The sequence below is a fragment of the Microcoleus anatoxicus genome, from assembly GCF_042465725.1.
GTDB classification, from domain to species: domain Bacteria; phylum Cyanobacteriota; class Cyanobacteriia; order Cyanobacteriales; family Microcoleaceae; genus Microcoleus; species Microcoleus anatoxicus.
Genome location: NZ_CP120853.1, coordinates 2,202,815 through 2,218,440, shown reverse-complemented (window position 1 = coordinate 2,218,440; position 15,626 = coordinate 2,202,815). Strand labels below are relative to the sequence as shown.

Sequence of the window (15,626 nt, the reverse complement as noted above, 5' to 3'; positions counted from 1 at the left end):
TCAAACAACACCGCTTGTCAACTCTTGTTTCATCAAATTCGGCAACAATGCCAAAACATCCAAATACCACCACCAACGCTGAGGTGTAATCTCCTCAAATTTGCGCTTCTCGGTTAAATCCACAAATCTCGACAACTCCTCATAAAACTCCCTTGCTTGTTCAACTAACCGTCGATCGGCATTTGCTAATAAACCCTTCTCTTCCTCACTCAGTTGAGATTCAACTTTTGCCAACTCATCTCTAAGTTGCAACATTTCTAAATGTTCAGCCCCACTCACATCAGGAAATTCAACCATTACACAATAGTTGTTTACCAAAATATTCATAACAAATCCTTAATTAAACCTACATAAATAAACATTGAATTAGCCAGGTAGCTTTCCGGTTCCTTTGGAGGAAAAGCCGTTTCTAAAACTCCATCCAAGCCCATCATTACCAGCCATATGGTGTTGTTTACACTGCTGGTAACTGTCGGATAAAACGTTTTTCCGTAGACGTACACATAAACTTTAGCGTCAGCATCCCTAACAATAAAACTGATAACTCCATTATATTCTTCAAGGGTCGCGTCCGGCTCTAAATGCCCTAAATTAATCCTTTTAAGTAAATGAGACATTGCTTTTCCAGGTTTCCAGAGAATTCCGTCTCTCACCCGCTCAATTGCCTGCACAATCTCTAATTGCCTACCTTCATCAAAAATCAACTTTAACCTTATACCAATTTAATGGGTTGTTGCATATATCTCGATCCCCCTAAATCCCCCTTAAGAAGGGGGACTTTGAGAAGAATCTTGTCCCCCCCTTATTAAGGGGGGCTAGGGCGTGTTTTCAAACTCTCCAATCAGATCCCGATCCCCCTAAATCCCCCTTAAGAAGGGGGACTTTGAGAAGAATCTTGTCCCCCCCTTAGTAGGGGCGGTGCCCCCGTGCCCGCCCTCTTGGCTAGGGGGGATCGGATTCTATGCAGCCTCATAAAAAATTGGTATTACCGGAGAAAAACTGAACTGCAAACAAACATATCATAACCTATTGGGCATTCCCAAACAAATTACAAAACCTAAGTTCGATCGCCTTTCGGAACTAGAAAAACAAGTAATTTCCTTGTTGGCCAAAGAAAGCCAGCCAGTCGATCGCATAAAATTACTTGAAAATGATACAATTCCGCTACCAGATTTGGCAAATGCGCTGCAATCTCTATCGCGGCGCTGCTGGATAGAACAACAAGGAAGTAGTTACACTGTGCCGCCTGTGTTGAAGCAATATGCGATCGCACCTCGATGTAATTGATACAACCATTGCTGGCATTCTATGATACACTAGGAGTGAGCAGTGATAAGGACATATAAATCAAGTGGAAATCACGGGCTTTATCTGGCTAGAGGATATCGTTGAAAAACTAGCTCGAAAACATTCTGTTAGCCCACAAGAAGTTAGAGAAGTCTTTGAGAACTTTGCAGTTTTCCGCTTTGTCGAAAAAGGGCATCGTCAGGGTGAAAATGTTTACGCTGCTTTGGGACAAACTGATGCCGGACGCTACTTGATTGTTTTCTTTGTTTATAAAGAAGATAGGCAAGCATTAATTTTATCTGCACGGGACATGACAAATGCTGAACGAAGAAAATACCAGAAAACGTAAAAGTGCTATCTCAGAAGCTGAATCTTATCAGCAAATAGGCGAGTTTTGGGACGATCGCGATCTGGCAGATTATTGGGAGGAAACTGATGCTGCTGAGTTTTCAGTAAATCTTCAATCTGAGATCATATATTATCGTGTTGAAGTAACTTTATCAGAGCAAATTCGTTCCATCGCTAAACGTCAAGGTGTTTCTCCAGAAACGCTTTTGAATTTGTGGGTGCAGGAGAAACTTAGCAAAGAAATAGCGTGAAGGGACAACAATGAGTTGTAACCAAAATCTAAAATCTAAAATCCAAAATCAGATCGCCCTTTTCTTCAAGCTATTCTAGAAACATACTTCATTCTCGATCGCATTATGGTTGCCTTACCCGATCGCCTATCGATGAGCCCAGAAGAATACCTGGCTTGGGAACCCACCCAAGAGGAACGTTACGAATATTGGGATGGCGAAGTCGTCGCCATGAGTGGCGGCACCCGCAATCACAATCGGATTACCTTCAACTTCTCCAAGCTCCTGGATGATGCCCTTATCGATCGCCCTTGCGAGATGTACATGGCGGATGTCAAAGTCCAAGTGGAACCAGGGCGAAAGTATTTTTATCCTGATGTTGTGGTAACTTGCGACGATCGCGATAACGATCCACAATTAGTGCAATTTCCTGCCTTGATTATCGAAGTTTTATCGCCTTCCACCGAGGCAGTAGATCGCGGTATTAAATTTGCGAAATATCGCCAATTTTCAACACTGCAAGAGTATGTATTGGTGCAAGTTGAACAGCCAGGAGTAGAGATGTTTCGGCGCAATCAACAGGGGCAATGGGTTCTCTCTGAGTATGGTTTGGGCGATTCCTTGCAACTTGAATCGGTGAATCTAGAAATTGCGATCGCCGATTTATATCGCCAAGTACAATTTTCTTAATAATTTAAAGCCCAAGGGATTTGATATTAATTGTCCTAGGGAGTTTTTATTATTTGAACGAACCGCGAAGACGCGAAGAGCGCGAAGAAAGAACAGTACCTTCTTCTTTCCCCCCTTGGGGGGGGTTCTTCCTTCGCGTGCCTCGCGGTTGATTTAATCTTACTCCAGATTCCTAAAAAACCCGGTTTCTGAGCCTTTATCGTCAGTCCTATTTAAACAAACTGACCAGTTGTAGTCGATCGCACGCGACGAATTCCAATCACCGAAGGCATGGGGGAACGACGGGAATCATTGGAGATATTACTCGGCCACAAACTACCACGAGAAACAGTCCGAGTCTGATTGAAAACAGCACCGTTCAAATCCAACATTTCAATTTGTCGGCTGAGTACAGTACCATCATCGATCGGGCAATCTTCCCCTGGATGCTGCACCGCAACTACCAGCGTATCTCCGATAAAAGTTGGTCCAGTGATTTCGCATCGGTTCGGTCCGTAAGCAAAGGGAATTACACTTCCTGCATTCGGGCCGTTCGTTGGAATGTAAAACAGCCAATTGTTGCCGAAAACACCAGTAAATTCTGATGTATTACCAGTCTTCTTGTGGTCGATCGCAGCGGGTTTTCCAGCAGCGCCAACATCAAAACCGTTGTGCGTGCTAGTAGACATATCAGTGACACCCCAAATATTACCTTGAGTGTCAAAAGCTAAATTATCTACACTAGCAAATCCCGCCCCAGCTACCGCACCGGCTTCTCCACCTTGAGCAAAACGCTGCCACCGGAATGTCGAACCCGCACCGTCGGAACTATCTTCAATTATCTTGTAAATTCCTCCCGACTGCTGACCGCTGTTGAGGGCGGCAGTGTATTTCGCAACATTAAAAATGCGAGAATCTGGATAGCCGTCGCTTCCCGGTGCGCCGTCAGTATAAGCAATGAAAACTTCCTTAGTTGTAGGATGAATTTCCAAATCTTCAGGGCGTGCCGTCGGAGTGCCACCAATTAAATTAGCAGCTAAAAAGGCATCAACTAAAACTGCACCTTGGCTGCTATAGAAATTAGCAAGAGTTTTATTTCTGTAGCCTGGGAGTGCTGTTGCTTCATTAGTTGTATCGACAACAAAAGAACCGCCATCCTCGGTTTGACCGGCAATTCCTGCGCGTTTGGGTAAACGAGTATTGGCATCTCTTTGAGCTTTACCAAAACTTGCTAATTCGGCTTCGCCCATTTTTTTGGGACTTACTGGATTGGTTTGGGAATTGATTGTCAGCGGCAGCCATCTTCCCGCACCGTTGCGATTGTATTGGGCGACGTATAAAGTGCCGTCTTCAAACAAGCGACTGTTGTTTTTATCTGCCGGATTGGTGACAGTACCGTTGCTGACAAATTTCCAGGTGTGTCCGCCGCGGCGATCGTCACCCATGTACACTACTAACTTGCGGCCTGCTTCGGCGCGCATCGCGACGTTTTCGTGGCGGAAACGACCTAAAGCAGTGTGTTTGCGGGGGCGGAAATTCGGATCTTGGAGATCGACTTCTACCATCCAGCCGTATTTTTCGCCGACTAAGCCGAATTCTTCACCGGTAGTGCCCTTGGCGTAGCTGGTTTGGCCGCCGTTGGGTTTGATGTTTTCCTGAACTCCGACGAAGAATAGTTCGCTACCTTGGAAGTTTTCTTCGGCGGAGAGGATGGTACCCCAGGGGGTTGTGCCGCCGGAACAGTTGTAGGCTGTACCGATGATCCGGTTTCCCAGCCCGTCGCTGTTGACTTGGGCGAAAACTTGGGTGGCTGCCGGGCCGGTACCTGTAAGATAGTTGTTGTCGCCTTGTCTGCTTCCCCAGGATGTGACATCTTGGTATTGGTCGGCACGCTGGCTGTTGATTCCGAGGCCGGAAAGTCCGTGGATACGTCGGTTGAGGGGGTCGCGGGCGATCGCCCCAAATCGACCATTGGCTTGTTTGGTGATGCGGACGATGGAACCACCCATGTTGTACAAAAATTCGCCCAGGGTAGCGCGATTCTTTACAGATAAGTCTATACCGATGACGGCGCGATCGGTTGCGGGAAATGATGCCAAATCTGTCGGCGTTTCCGGTGCCTGTTTCGACATTGGGAAGGATATGTACTCGTGGTTAACCCAGAGATAGCCGTCGTCATTGCTGCCGCGAAGGCCTACGAAGCCTGTGTAGTCGTTGTTGTAGCCGAAATAGTCGGATAGATCGGGGAAAACGCGATCGCCCCAGCGGAGAATCACATAGCGTTCGTATTCTGGTGGTACAACCACATCGTCAACAACGCTGTAGCTGGTTAATTTAGTATCCTGCGAAGCCGCCATCACAGTTCCTTGTCCGTTTAGGCCCGTCGGCATAAAGCTGGACAATTCTTGATAAACTGGCAGTGGATGAGGAAGTCTTAATGGAGTGAAAGATATAGGACTGAACGCAGCTTCAGCCGAAGTGGAATTGAGGCCGAATAGTGTTTCAGTTAGTTGAGGTGCAAGCACAGTTGTAGCTGCACTGCTACCGAAGAAAATTAGCAGTTGTCGGCGAGTTATTTTAGACATAAATTCCTGTTCAACCCCACATCCTTAATCTGATGATTATCTATGAGATCTTATCGTTGTTAAATTAAGGGAAGTTAACATGAAGGTTAATTAAAGTGAGATTATATTTTGGTTAATGATTGGTTATTTGTTGTTTGTTATTGGTTATTGGTTATTTGTTACCGATGTCCGATGCCCGATGCCCGATTCCCGATTCCCAATTCCCAATTCCCCATTAGTCATCTCGAAAGCCTGGATCGTTTTGTCGGGAGGCCGGTCGGCTGGGTGCTGGTACGTTAATAATTTGCGAAGGCCCAGAATTTGAGGATGAGATATTACCCTCTCTGAATCCCAAGAGGTATTTAGCATCGGCAAAATATCTAGTCCACTGTTCGATTCTGGAATCTTTCTGCCACTGGTTGCGAGATACTCTCGATCGCAAAACAGGAACCATTCGTCTGCTGCGATCCGCTGTAACTATAATCGTCACCTCTGTCAATCCGGGATTTTCTTGGAATTCTTGGGCGATCGACTCCTTCGCTAAATCTTCCGCCTGCTGCACTAAATTGGCAAAAGATTGACTATCATCGGAATTTACGGTAAGATAGCTTTCCTTAGTTTCAGCCAAGGCGATCGATGTACTTGATATAAAATTAATAGTGACTAGAATCAAGGCAGACAAAAGGAGACGGTAAAAACTCATTAATTTGCAAATTAAACACTGATACTTATCAAGTATAATCAACAAAGATTAAGCATAAATTAAGCTAAAATTAAAACAATTTGTTACAGAACCATCGAGACTTATATCAAATCCACTCTTCATCAGACTTATTCATCTCTGTTATCTCCCTCTGCGTTCTCTGTGTTCTCTGCGGTTAAAATATTCCAATTCAAATTCCAATGAAATCAACAAAATGCGCCATCGCCCTCGGTAGCAACCTAGGGGACTCCCTCACAATTCTCAAAAGCGCGATCGAAACTCTAAACAACACCCCAGAAATAGAAGTAAAATCTCATTCAAGCTGGTATCAAACAGCCCCAGTCGGGCCAGTACAACCCGATTACATCAACGCCTGTGCCATCCTAGAAGTTACCCTAGAACCACAACAACTGCTAGCCAAGTTACTAGAAATAGAAATAAAATTTAATCGAATTCGCCAAGAAAAATGGGGACCCAGAACCCTCGATCTGGATTTGCTGTTATATGATAATTTAGTCCTACAAACTCCGACGCTGACTCTACCTCACCCCCGAATGACAGAAAGAGCATTTGTATTAGTCCCTTTGGCAGAAATTGCCCCGGATTGGGTGCATCCGGTGACAGGAAGTGCGATCGGACAAATGGTCCAAACGGCAGATTTTTCGGGAATAGAAAAAATGATAGTCTAGAAAACACACAAAACTAATTATCACTTCTCAATTCCCAATTTCTCATGCCCATGCAACCGGATTTGATATGATGTCATAAATCAGTACAGTCTCAAATTATTCATTTATTGCTTATGTCGAGCGATCGAGAACTACCCCAAATCCTCAAACAACGCCTATTTTACCAAGGACGCAAATTTAATTTTGACGTAGCCACTCTCCGGCTTCCCAACGGTGCCGAAGGCGAATGGGAGTGTATTCGTCACCCAGGCGGAGCCCTCGCAGTACCAGTCACCCCCGAAGGTAAACTCGTCTTGGTGCGACAATATCGTTTTGCGGCTCAAGGGCGAATTTTAGAATTTCCCGCTGGTACCATAGAAATTAATGAAAACCCCGCCGAAACCATTAAACGCGAAATCGAAGAAGAAACAGGATATCGCGCCGGTAAATGGCAAAAATTAGGGGAATTTTTACTAGCCCCCGGTTATTCAGATGAAATCATTTATGCTTTTTTAGCCCTAGATTTGGAAAAACTGGACAAGCCACCAGCACAAGACGATGATGAAGACATGGAAACCGTTTTATTCAGTCCTGAAGAATTAGAAAAAGCGATTTTATCTGGGGAACCAATTGATGCAAAATCCATTTCTAGCTTCTTCTTAGCCCGTCCTTTTTTAACTTAAAATGTGTGGTTTAGACGCAGTTTATCCTGAGCGTAGTCGAAGGGCTCAACCACCGGGAAAAAATCGTAGGCTGAGCGTAGTCGCAGCCCGGAATCAGTGGTTTCGACGCAGTTTATCCTGAGCGTAGTCGAAGGGCTCTACCACCGGATTTTTTATCCCGTATGTATCCTAAAATCTAAAATCTAAAATCTAAAATCTAATGTCTGATCTAATTTTATTTTGGCATCGCCGAGATTTGCGTATTTGTGATAACATCGGACTAGCAGCAGCAAGGCAACAAAGCCCGAAAGTAGTAGGTCTCTTCTGTCTAGATCGCCATCTCCTCAATCTAGATGACGTAGCGCCCGCCAGAGTCACATACATGATGGGATGTTTACAAAAACTTCAGCAAAGTTACGCTGAATCGGGCAGTCAATTACTGATAATTCAAGATGAACCTAGTGAAGCCATCCCCAGATTAGCCACAGCTATAAATGCCAAAGCAGTATTTTGGAATCTGGATGTGGAACCCTATGCAAAAAAACGTGATTTGGCAGTATCAAATGCCCTAGCACAAACAGGAATTCAAGTCAAAAATTTCTGGGATCAACTACTGCACGCCCCAGAGGAAATTCGCACAGGCACGGGAAATCCTTATACTGTTTATACACCATTTTGGAAAAAATGGAACAGCCTACCCAAAACCCAACCAGTAGAGACACTACCAATCATTTCTCTAGAAGAAATGACAGGATTAAGCGCAGCAGAAGCAGAAATTGCACGCCAAGCCGGTGCAATGGAAATATTGCCCAGCGCCAGAGACTTGGGCTTTATTTGGGAAAATCCCTTGTTAATAGAACCAGGCGAAAATGCAGCGCAAGAAAAATTGGAAGATTTTTGTGATTTGGCAATTTACGAATATCAAGACCAACGCAATTTTCCCATAATTAATGGCACATCCCAACTCAGCCCTGCGCTCAAATTTGGTGCCATCGGCATCCGCACAGTTTGGCAAGCTACCCAGATATTAATGGATAATTGTCGCAACGAAGAAGGGCGGACAAATATCCGTACTTGGCAACAGGAATTAGCGTGGCGAGAGTTTTATCAACACGCGATGTATAATTTTCCTGAATTAGCAGATGGGCCTTACCGTCAAGCGTTCAAAGACTTTCCTTGGGAAAATGATGAAAAACTTTTTCAAGCCTGGTGTAGAGGCAAAACTGGCTATCCGATTGTAGATGCGGCAATGCGACAGTTGAATCAGACTGGTTGGATGCACAATCGGTGCCGGATGATAGTCGCTAGTTTCCTCACTAAAGATTTAATTATTAACTGGCAGTGGGGGGAAAAATACTTTATGCAAAAATTGATTGACGGCGACCTTTCTGCTAATAATGGTGGCTGGCAGTGGAGTGCATCCAGTGGTATGGACCCGAAGCCTTTACGCATATTTAATCCCGTGAGTCAAGCTCAAAAATTTGACCCGGAAGGGGAATATATTCGGCACTGGGTTCCTGAATTGCGCCGAGTAGATACGAAACTTTTGCTAACTGGAAATATTTTGCCTTTAGAACGCAAATTTCTTCCTTATCCCGATCGCGTCGTAGATCATAATGAGCAGCAGCGTAAGTTTAAGGAACTTTATAAACAGCAAAAAATAGTTTAATAGTTATTGGTGATTGGTTATTGGTTAACAGTCAACAATGCCCGATTCCCAATTGCCATTACAAACAAGTTATCATAAACTTAGATAAATTGGAGGTTGAAATGGTAACTCTGCAATTAAGACAAATCACTGTACCGCCTGGACATAGAGTGCTGTTCCATGATGTCAACTGGCAGGAATTTGAAGCAATTTTAGAAGAGTTGGGAGAACACCGTGCCTCCAGAATAGCTTACAGTCAAGGAACTTTGGAGATTAGGATGCCACTACCAGAACACGAAAAAGCTAAAATAATTATTGGTTATTTAGTTAAAATTTTGTTTGAGGAACTAGAAATCGAGTTTGAACCATTTGGTTCGACGACTTTTAAGCGGAAAGGTATGTTACAAGGAATTGAGCCTGATGAATGTTTTTATATTCAAAATTACGCTCGAATGATTGGAAAAAAGCGCATAGATTTGAATGTAGATCCGCCACCCGATTTAGCAATTGAAGTGGATCTAACTTCCAAGACTCAACTGGATGCTTACGAGGCGCTGGGAGTACCGGAACTTTGGCGGTATGAAAATAATCAGCTTGAAATTAATGTGCTTGAAGATGGGAAATATGTGGCATCTGAAATTAGTTTAATATTTCCCAATTTGCCAATTGTTGAAGCTATTTCTCAATATTGCGAACAAAGTCAAGCGGCGGGCACGAGTCAAACTCTCAGATTGTTTCGTAAGTGGGTGAGGGAACAAATCATGCATTGAGGACTTAAGTCCTCAGTACAAACTTTACAAATTTGACTGTTTCCCAATGTCCTTACTGATAGAGACAAGTTATCATAAAATTAAATAAATCGGAGATTCAAATGGTAGCTCTGCAATTAAGACAAATCACTGTACCGCCTGGACATAGAGTGTTGTTCCATGATGTCAACTGGGAGGACTTTGAAGCAATTTTAGAAGAGTTGGGAGAACACCGTGCCTCTAGAATAGCTTACAGTCAAGGAAGTTTGGAGATTAGGATGCCACTACCAGAACACGAATTTAATAAAGAAATTATTGGCGATATGGTCAAGATTCTACTCGAAGAACTCGAACTCGATCGAGAATGTTTTGGTTCGACTACTTTCAAGCGCAAGAGTATGTTGCAGGGAATTGAGCCTGACAACTGTTTTTATATTCAGAATTATGCTCGAATGATTGGTAAAAAGCGCGTTGATTTAACTATCGATCCGCCACCGGATTTGGCAATTGAAGTGGATCTAACTTCCAAGACTCAATTAGATGCTTACGAGGCGCTGGGAGTACCGGAGATTTGGCGGTATGAAAATAATCAGCTTGAAATTAATGTGCTTGAAGATGGGAAATATGTGGGATCTGAAATTAGTTTAATATTTCCCAATTTGCCAATTGTTGAAGCTATTTCTCAATATTGCGAACAAAGTCAAACGGTGGGTACGAGTCAAACTCTCAGATTGTTTCGTAAGTGGGTGAGGGAACAAATCATGCATTGAGGACTTAAGTTATGACTACAAACCTGACTGTTTCTCGATGCCCTATGCCCAATTACAAATATTGATCTAAAGTCCAGTTGTTTTTTTTAGTTTCGTTTCTGAGAAATAGAGAGAGAATAGGGGTGTTGGCCTTGAGATCGATCGCCTACAAAAATAGTATAGGTTCCCTTATCCCCATAACCGGAAAATTCTACCGTCGTAGCAGCCGCATTGGCCGGTAGGACGCAGAAACGCCCCCTGGGCCCTTGAATCATCAAACTCGGAGCTCCAGTGGTTTGTACTGCAATCCGCCAGTGAGGTAAATCTTGGGTGACTTCGATGACGTGGTTTGGCCCTGGGGCGACAAAACCGCAATCGCCACTATTGTTGGGGCCGCCGGAAACTCCAGACATAGTTAGCGGTTCGGGAAATCCCGGAGCAATTTGTAGTGGTTGGCTCCTAACAGTGCCTGTAGCAGCTAAAATCATTGCCAAGGTTAAAGTGGCGATCGACCTTAACTTCGGTCTGGCGCGATCGCACGGATAGTGTATCTTCATATTTATCCTTATTGATCCCAACACAATAGCGGAAGTTTCCACTTCTTTGAGGGTAGAGGACGATCGGCGATTCCGAACACGCTCTTGTGACTGTTATCAATGTGACCGTACTAGAATGACAAAGGTACAGTTAAAGTAACTCCCCAATTTTTTTTTATGAATTATCAAAATAATTTCAACTGGCAGCAAGCATTCGGAGAACTAAAAGCTAGACTAGACCGATCGCCACTAATCAAAATTAATTTAGACAACTACCCCGCCGTCGAAACCTTCTACAATCAGTTTCTTCATAGGTTTCAAAGCCTCCCAAAACCAGGTAAAGTAGCAGTCTTTGGCGTGGGGGCGATAATTCTCCTGACAGTCTTCAATACAGTTGTACAGCTAATTTCTGCCCTGATGACCCTTGCCGTTCTGGGAGTGCTAATCTACATAGCGTATAAATTGACAATTACTCCAGATTCCTCAAATACTAACGACAATTAATAGGAAATTTTGAATATGGCTAGCCCCACCGCCCCCAGTGGCATTAATCAACCCGATCCGTCTTGGCCCTCACAATCCAAGCAAATGCCACTGCTGGTGCGCAGGTGTGGCGCTTGGGTAGTTGAAATTTCCTTAGTCGCAGCTAGTGCCCTAGTTCCCTTCAGTATCGGGGCGTTGGTGAATCGGGATGCTCAAACAGTGCCACTCAACTCGTCAATAGCAGCAGCATCTGAGACAGTTTCCCGTACTTTAGGGATACCTGTGCGCGATCGCAACCCCAGAGTCGCACCCCTGACTAATCTATTCTGGTCCGCGGCACTGATGGCGCCAGCGGTTCTGGCAGCTTGGGAACTGTTTTTACTCGCCAGAACCGGTCAAACTCTGCCTAAACGCTGGTTTGGGGTGAAAGTTGTCACAGCATCCGGTACTCCTCCGGGTTTGGTGCGAGTCCTGATTCGGGAAAGTTTGGGACGCTGGGGTGTGCCTCTGGGTGTCGCTTACGGCCTGTGGCGCTTGAGCGGTGCTTTTCCAGATTTGATCATTTTAGGGGGGCTCAGCGGCTTGGCAATGCTGGTAGATGGGGCTTTTGCTTTTCGCCACCACGGAAAAACTGGACACGATCGCCTCGCGAATACTTTGGTTGTCAATGCTCGATCGAACCAATTATCTATCACTCCGGTGAAGAGTGAAGATTGGACAGAGGAAGATGCCCAGATTGCCGCTTTGGTCTTGACTCCCGAAACACAGACCACAGAAAATGACAGTCTGTGGCAATGGATTCGTCAACATCCGGGGGCGACTTTAGTGATTGCCACCATTGGTACTTCGGGATTGATTTTCACTCTGTTTATTGGCACTCAAGTCTACATTCAAAGTCAAGCAAATTTACGAGATTCTCGGCAGCGAAACGACGAAGTATTTTTAGCTTTAGTTAATAAATTATCTCCCAATTCCGCTAACGGGACCGCAGGGCGGCGATCGGCAATTTTAGCCTTGGGAACAGTGGAAGACTCCCGCGCCGTACCGCTGCTAACCGATTTACTAGCTCAAGAAGACAATCGGACTATGCTAGATGCGATCCAGCAAGCTTTAGTCAGTACCGGACCTTCATCTTTGCCTTACTTGCAGCGGTTGAACCAAGCTTTTAGCAACGACCTCGATTCCCTGCGCTACGGCGGTAAGACCCAGGAACGGGAGTTAGCGGCAGTTCGCCAGCGCACAGTACAAAGGGCGATCGGCAAAATTCTCACAGTGTATAGCAGCCAGCTCAACGGCGCAGATTTGAGCCGCACAGATTTAAGCCAAAGCGCGGCCGGTCCTGCTCAATTTACATTAGTATTAGACAAAGTTGACTTGTCTGGAATTAAGCTAAAAAATGCGAGTCTCACCAATGCCAGCTTGCAGGGAACTCGCTTCTATGGCACCGGGGAAGACAGGCGACCAGGTACATTTGACGATTGGATTTCTGACTTGAGTGGAGCCAATTTTGAAGGGGCAAATTTGACCGGAGCATTTTTGAATAGTGCTGTAATGAATCGCACTAGCTTTGTGCGCGCTGTCTTGAACAAAGCTAATTTTTCCAACGGGAATTTGAATTCAGCTAATTTTAGCAGTGCTATTTTAATCGGAGCAAATTTGCAGCAAGCAATGTTAAAAGATGCAAGTTTTACTGGTGCAGATATCGGGAGTGCCAATTTGTCTGGAGCAAATTTATCTGGTGCGCGTTTAGGAAAAGTCAAAGCTCAAGGCGCTCAATTACCCTTGACCAATTTGGAAAAATCGGAATGGCAAGGTGCTAATTTATCCGGTGCAGATTTGAACGGCGCGAACTTGCAAAAAGCTGATTTGAGTTCCACTAAACTCGCAAACGCCAATTTAAAAGACACAAGATTGCAAGATGCTAACTTGCGGAATGCGGACGTGAGTTTGGCTGATTTTAGGGGCGCGAATGTAGCCGGAGCAAATTTTAAAGGTGCGGTGTTTATAGGGAAAGATACTTCCGATCAATTTATTCAAAGTCCTGCGGGTGCTAAATCGGGTAGATTGCAAGGAGTTGATTTTACTGATGCTAAAAATTTAGAGCAAAGTCAAATTGCTTATATTTGTTTGCAGGGTGGCCTTCATCCGAAATGCCCGCAGAAATAACCCAATAGAGTTGTAGGGGCAATCCCCCCGTGGTTGCCCCCGCTTATGCTGGGGTAGGCACAGGGGCACTACCCCTACAAATCCTCATGAATGATATCGTTTCCGGCTGCATCGGAATGATTTAACCACAGAGAACGCAGAGAACACAGAGGGAGATAAGAGAGATGAATAATTCCGATGTTACCGGATTTGATATGATTTAGGATTGCTATAAAACCCCAACTTCTTGAAGAAGTCGGGGTTCTAAGAACGAGATTTTGCAATTAATTGAGATTATCAGGATCGACTCCCAACTCTCGCAATCGTTGAGCTAATTGTTCGGAACGTTGAGCTAATTGTTCAGCACGCTGAGCTTCCTGTTGGGCACGCTGAGCTTCCTGTTGGGCACGCTGAGCTTCCTGTTGGGCACGTTGTGATTCCTGTTGGAGACGCTGCGCTGATTGTTTCACTTGTTCTTCAGGTGTCAGATAGCGTGTGCCATCGGCATCATACCAATACAACCACTCTCTTGTCACCCCAGAATAGTTTCCCCTTTCACAACCAATTCCCAGGCCTATTTCTGGCATCCAAACAGGGTTTCCTGGCTGTAACTCGTACTTCCCATTGACTAACTTGTGTACTTCCAAATGAGGTTTACGACGGCGGCGGGAAGAATAAATGACGTAATAAAGTACGCCTAAATCTTGATAAATTTCTAATTTTGTGCTGTATTCCTTGCGATATGTTGGGGAAACAACTTCTAGCACGAAAAGTGGCATGACATTTTCATCCCACAGCACGTAACTGGGACGCAATTCTTCGTCGTAAAACCTTTCTACTCCTAAACTTAAGAAAGCATCTGGCACAATGGCTGGTTCGTCTGGGTGATGATAAATACCCATATCTATGCCAAAAAGCCAGTCCATGCGTTCTGACCAAAGTATGAGCAAGATTGCTTTTAGCAACCCTGGTATTAGTTCTTGCAGTTCGTTATCCACTGGTGTTTCATCGGAGTCTGGTAGTTCGTCGGCTGAGGGCAAGTTCCTCGGCAAGTTGTACTTTAACATTGCGGCTTTCCTCAAAACTTAGTAACATTATAGCTTTGATTTGTTTGGCGATATTATTTATTGAATTAACCGCGAAGACGCTAAGGACACGAAGGAAGAGAAGAGAAGAGAAGAGAAGACGATCGCTAATTTTGACTGATTTAATCAGAATTTTTGTAAAATATCGGCCCAGAGTTGCGCGATCGACTATACTCAATCTAACAAGTCGGTTCTAATGGGGAGCAGCCATTGGAGGTAATGGGGAAAGTTTGGTGGAAGTCCAACGCTGTCCCGCAACTGTAATGAAAGCCCTGTAGCTTTTTGAGTCAGGATGCCCGCCGATGCGTTGGTTTAATTAGTCTCATCTGCGAGGTACTTGATGAAGGCGCGAAGTCGCAAAATTGTCAGTCTTGGATTGATGGCTGGCTTGAGTTGTTATCTGGTTTTGGGTTCGGCGACACCGGCCGCTGCTATGCACATTTCGGAAGGTTTTTTGCCTGTGCAATGGGCTGCGTTTTGGTGGATTGTGGCGTTGCCTTTTTTTGTGGTAGGTTTGCGTGCGATCGCCCGAATTACCAAAGAACACCCGGAACTTAAACTATTATTAGCTTTATCTGGCGCATTTACTTTTGTGCTTTCTGCTTTGAAGATTCCTTCGGTAACGGGGAGTTGTTCTCACCCAACGGGTACGGGTTTGGGTGCGATTTTGTTTGGTCCTTCGGTGATGGCGGTACTCGGTGCTTTAGTGCTACTTTTTCAAGCGGTTTTGTTGGCTCACGGCGGGCTGACAACGCTGGGAGCTAATATGTTTTCGATGGCGATTGTGGGGCCCTTTGCTGCATATTTTATCTATCAGTTGCTGATGGGAACTGGTAGGCAACGGTTGGCAATTTTTTGTGCCGCAGCTTTGGCTGATTTGCTGACTTATGTGGTGACTTCGATGCAGTTGGCGTTAGCTTTTCCGGCTGGGAATGGCGGTTTTTTGGCTTCGTTTATCAAGTTTGCTGGCATCTTTGCGATTACTCAAGTACCCCTGGCTATTAGTGAAGGATTGCTGACTTTATTGGTGTGGAATTGGCTACATTCTTACGGGCAACCGGAGTTGGAAATTCTGAAATTATTGAAACAGGAGTCTTAAG

At 44.8% G+C, this 15,626-nt stretch carries 18 protein-coding genes and 1 riboswitch; of the genes, 12 read left to right on the top strand and 6 right to left on the bottom strand.

What is annotated here, in order from left to right; genetic code table 11:
- Together P2A85_RS09595 and P2A85_RS09590 are read right to left on the bottom strand one after the other, a co-directional pair.
- Complete coding sequence (locus P2A85_RS09595) at positions 1–327, bottom strand: hypothetical protein (RefSeq protein ID WP_377479083.1); 327 nt, start codon at positions 325–327, stop codon at positions 1–3.
- Positions 324–704, bottom strand: coding sequence for a hypothetical protein (locus P2A85_RS09590; protein WP_377479079.1), 381 nt, complete (start codon positions 702–704; stop codon positions 324–326). Before P2A85_RS09590 ends, P2A85_RS09595 begins: the two co-directional genes overlap by 4 nt.
- A 325-nt stretch (positions 705–1,029) precedes the next feature.
- Here P2A85_RS09590 and P2A85_RS09585 point away from each other — a divergent pair, with 325 nt between their 5' ends.
- From P2A85_RS09585 to P2A85_RS09570, 4 genes are all read left to right on the top strand, one after another.
- Positions 1,030–1,287, top strand: a complete 258-nt coding sequence (locus P2A85_RS09585; protein ID WP_377479075.1) for a hypothetical protein — start codon at positions 1,030–1,032, stop codon at positions 1,285–1,287.
- 64 nt (positions 1,288–1,351) lie between these two features.
- Positions 1,352–1,636: a BrnT family toxin gene (locus P2A85_RS09580; RefSeq protein WP_333266886.1), complete on the top strand. Its 285-nt coding sequence runs from the start codon at positions 1,352–1,354 to the stop codon at positions 1,634–1,636.
- Complete coding sequence (locus P2A85_RS09575) at positions 1,605–1,886, top strand: CopG family antitoxin (RefSeq protein WP_340524553.1); 282 nt, start codon at positions 1,605–1,607, stop codon at positions 1,884–1,886. The genes P2A85_RS09580 and P2A85_RS09575 overlap by 32 nt, the downstream gene beginning before the upstream one ends.
- Before the next feature lie 105 nt (positions 1,887–1,991).
- Complete coding sequence (locus tag P2A85_RS09570) at positions 1,992–2,555, top strand: Uma2 family endonuclease (protein WP_377479070.1); 564 nt, start codon at positions 1,992–1,994, stop codon at positions 2,553–2,555.
- Between the two features lie 212 nt (positions 2,556–2,767).
- On the opposite strand, the gene P2A85_RS09565 is transcribed toward P2A85_RS09570, so the two are convergent.
- Positions 2,768–5,119, bottom strand: a complete 2,352-nt coding sequence (locus P2A85_RS09565; RefSeq protein WP_377479067.1) for a PhoX family protein — start codon at positions 5,117–5,119, stop codon at positions 2,768–2,770.
- A 214-nt stretch (positions 5,120–5,333) separates the two neighbouring features.
- A complete protein-coding gene (locus P2A85_RS09560) occupies positions 5,334–5,801 on the bottom strand; it encodes a hypothetical protein (RefSeq protein ID WP_377479064.1) in 468 nt (155 codons plus the stop codon).
- 200 nt (positions 5,802–6,001) lie between these two features.
- On the opposite strand from P2A85_RS09560, the gene folK reads away from it, so the two are divergent.
- The 5 genes from folK to P2A85_RS09535 all read left to right on the top strand — a co-directional run bounded on the left by folK (position 6,002) and on the right by P2A85_RS09535 (position 10,298).
- Positions 6,002–6,490, top strand: coding sequence for a 2-amino-4-hydroxy-6-hydroxymethyldihydropteridine diphosphokinase (gene folK / locus P2A85_RS09555; RefSeq protein WP_377479061.1), 489 nt, complete (start codon positions 6,002–6,004; stop codon positions 6,488–6,490).
- 113 nt (positions 6,491–6,603) lie between these two features.
- Positions 6,604–7,152: an NUDIX hydrolase gene (locus P2A85_RS09550; RefSeq protein WP_377479059.1), complete on the top strand. Its 549-nt coding sequence runs from the start codon at positions 6,604–6,606 to the stop codon at positions 7,150–7,152.
- 199 nt (positions 7,153–7,351) lie between these two features.
- Positions 7,352–8,800, top strand: a complete 1,449-nt coding sequence (locus P2A85_RS09545) for an FAD-binding domain-containing protein (RefSeq protein WP_377479056.1) — start codon at positions 7,352–7,354, stop codon at positions 8,798–8,800.
- 101 nt (positions 8,801–8,901) lie between these two features.
- Positions 8,902–9,549 carry a Uma2 family endonuclease gene (locus P2A85_RS09540; protein ID WP_377479053.1) on the top strand — a complete coding sequence of 216 codons (648 nt, stop codon included), beginning with the start codon at positions 8,902–8,904 and terminating at the stop codon, positions 9,547–9,549.
- A gap of 101 nt (positions 9,550–9,650) precedes the next feature.
- A complete protein-coding gene (locus P2A85_RS09535) occupies positions 9,651–10,298 on the top strand; it encodes a Uma2 family endonuclease (protein WP_377479050.1) in 648 nt (215 codons plus the stop codon).
- A gap of 86 nt (positions 10,299–10,384) precedes the next feature.
- On the opposite strand, the gene P2A85_RS09530 is transcribed toward P2A85_RS09535, so the two are convergent.
- Complete coding sequence (locus P2A85_RS09530) at positions 10,385–10,834, bottom strand: hypothetical protein (protein ID WP_377479046.1); 450 nt, start codon at positions 10,832–10,834, stop codon at positions 10,385–10,387.
- A 156-nt stretch (positions 10,835–10,990) separates the two neighbouring features.
- Between P2A85_RS09530 and P2A85_RS09525 the strand changes: the two genes are divergently transcribed.
- Positions 10,991–11,317: a hypothetical protein gene (locus P2A85_RS09525; protein WP_377479042.1), complete on the top strand. Its 327-nt coding sequence runs from the start codon at positions 10,991–10,993 to the stop codon at positions 11,315–11,317.
- A gap of 15 nt (positions 11,318–11,332) precedes the next feature.
- A complete protein-coding gene (locus P2A85_RS09520) occupies positions 11,333–13,462 on the top strand; it encodes a pentapeptide repeat-containing protein (RefSeq protein ID WP_377479039.1) in 2,130 nt (709 codons plus the stop codon).
- A gap of 263 nt (positions 13,463–13,725) precedes the next feature.
- Here P2A85_RS09520 and P2A85_RS09515 read toward each other — a convergent pair whose 3' ends face one another.
- Entirely contained in the window at positions 13,726–14,508 is a 783-nt protein-coding gene (locus tag P2A85_RS09515; RefSeq protein WP_377479037.1) for a Uma2 family endonuclease, read from the bottom strand.
- Positions 14,509–14,697: 189 nt separating this feature from the next.
- A riboswitch (cobalamin riboswitch) is annotated at positions 14,698–14,845 on the top strand.
- 21 nt (positions 14,846–14,866) lie between these two features.
- On the opposite strand from P2A85_RS09515, the gene P2A85_RS09510 reads away from it, so the two are divergent.
- Positions 14,867–15,625, top strand: a complete 759-nt coding sequence (locus tag P2A85_RS09510; RefSeq protein WP_377479033.1) for an energy-coupling factor ABC transporter permease — start codon at positions 14,867–14,869, stop codon at positions 15,623–15,625.
- The last annotated feature ends 1 nt before the right edge of the window (position 15,626 follow it).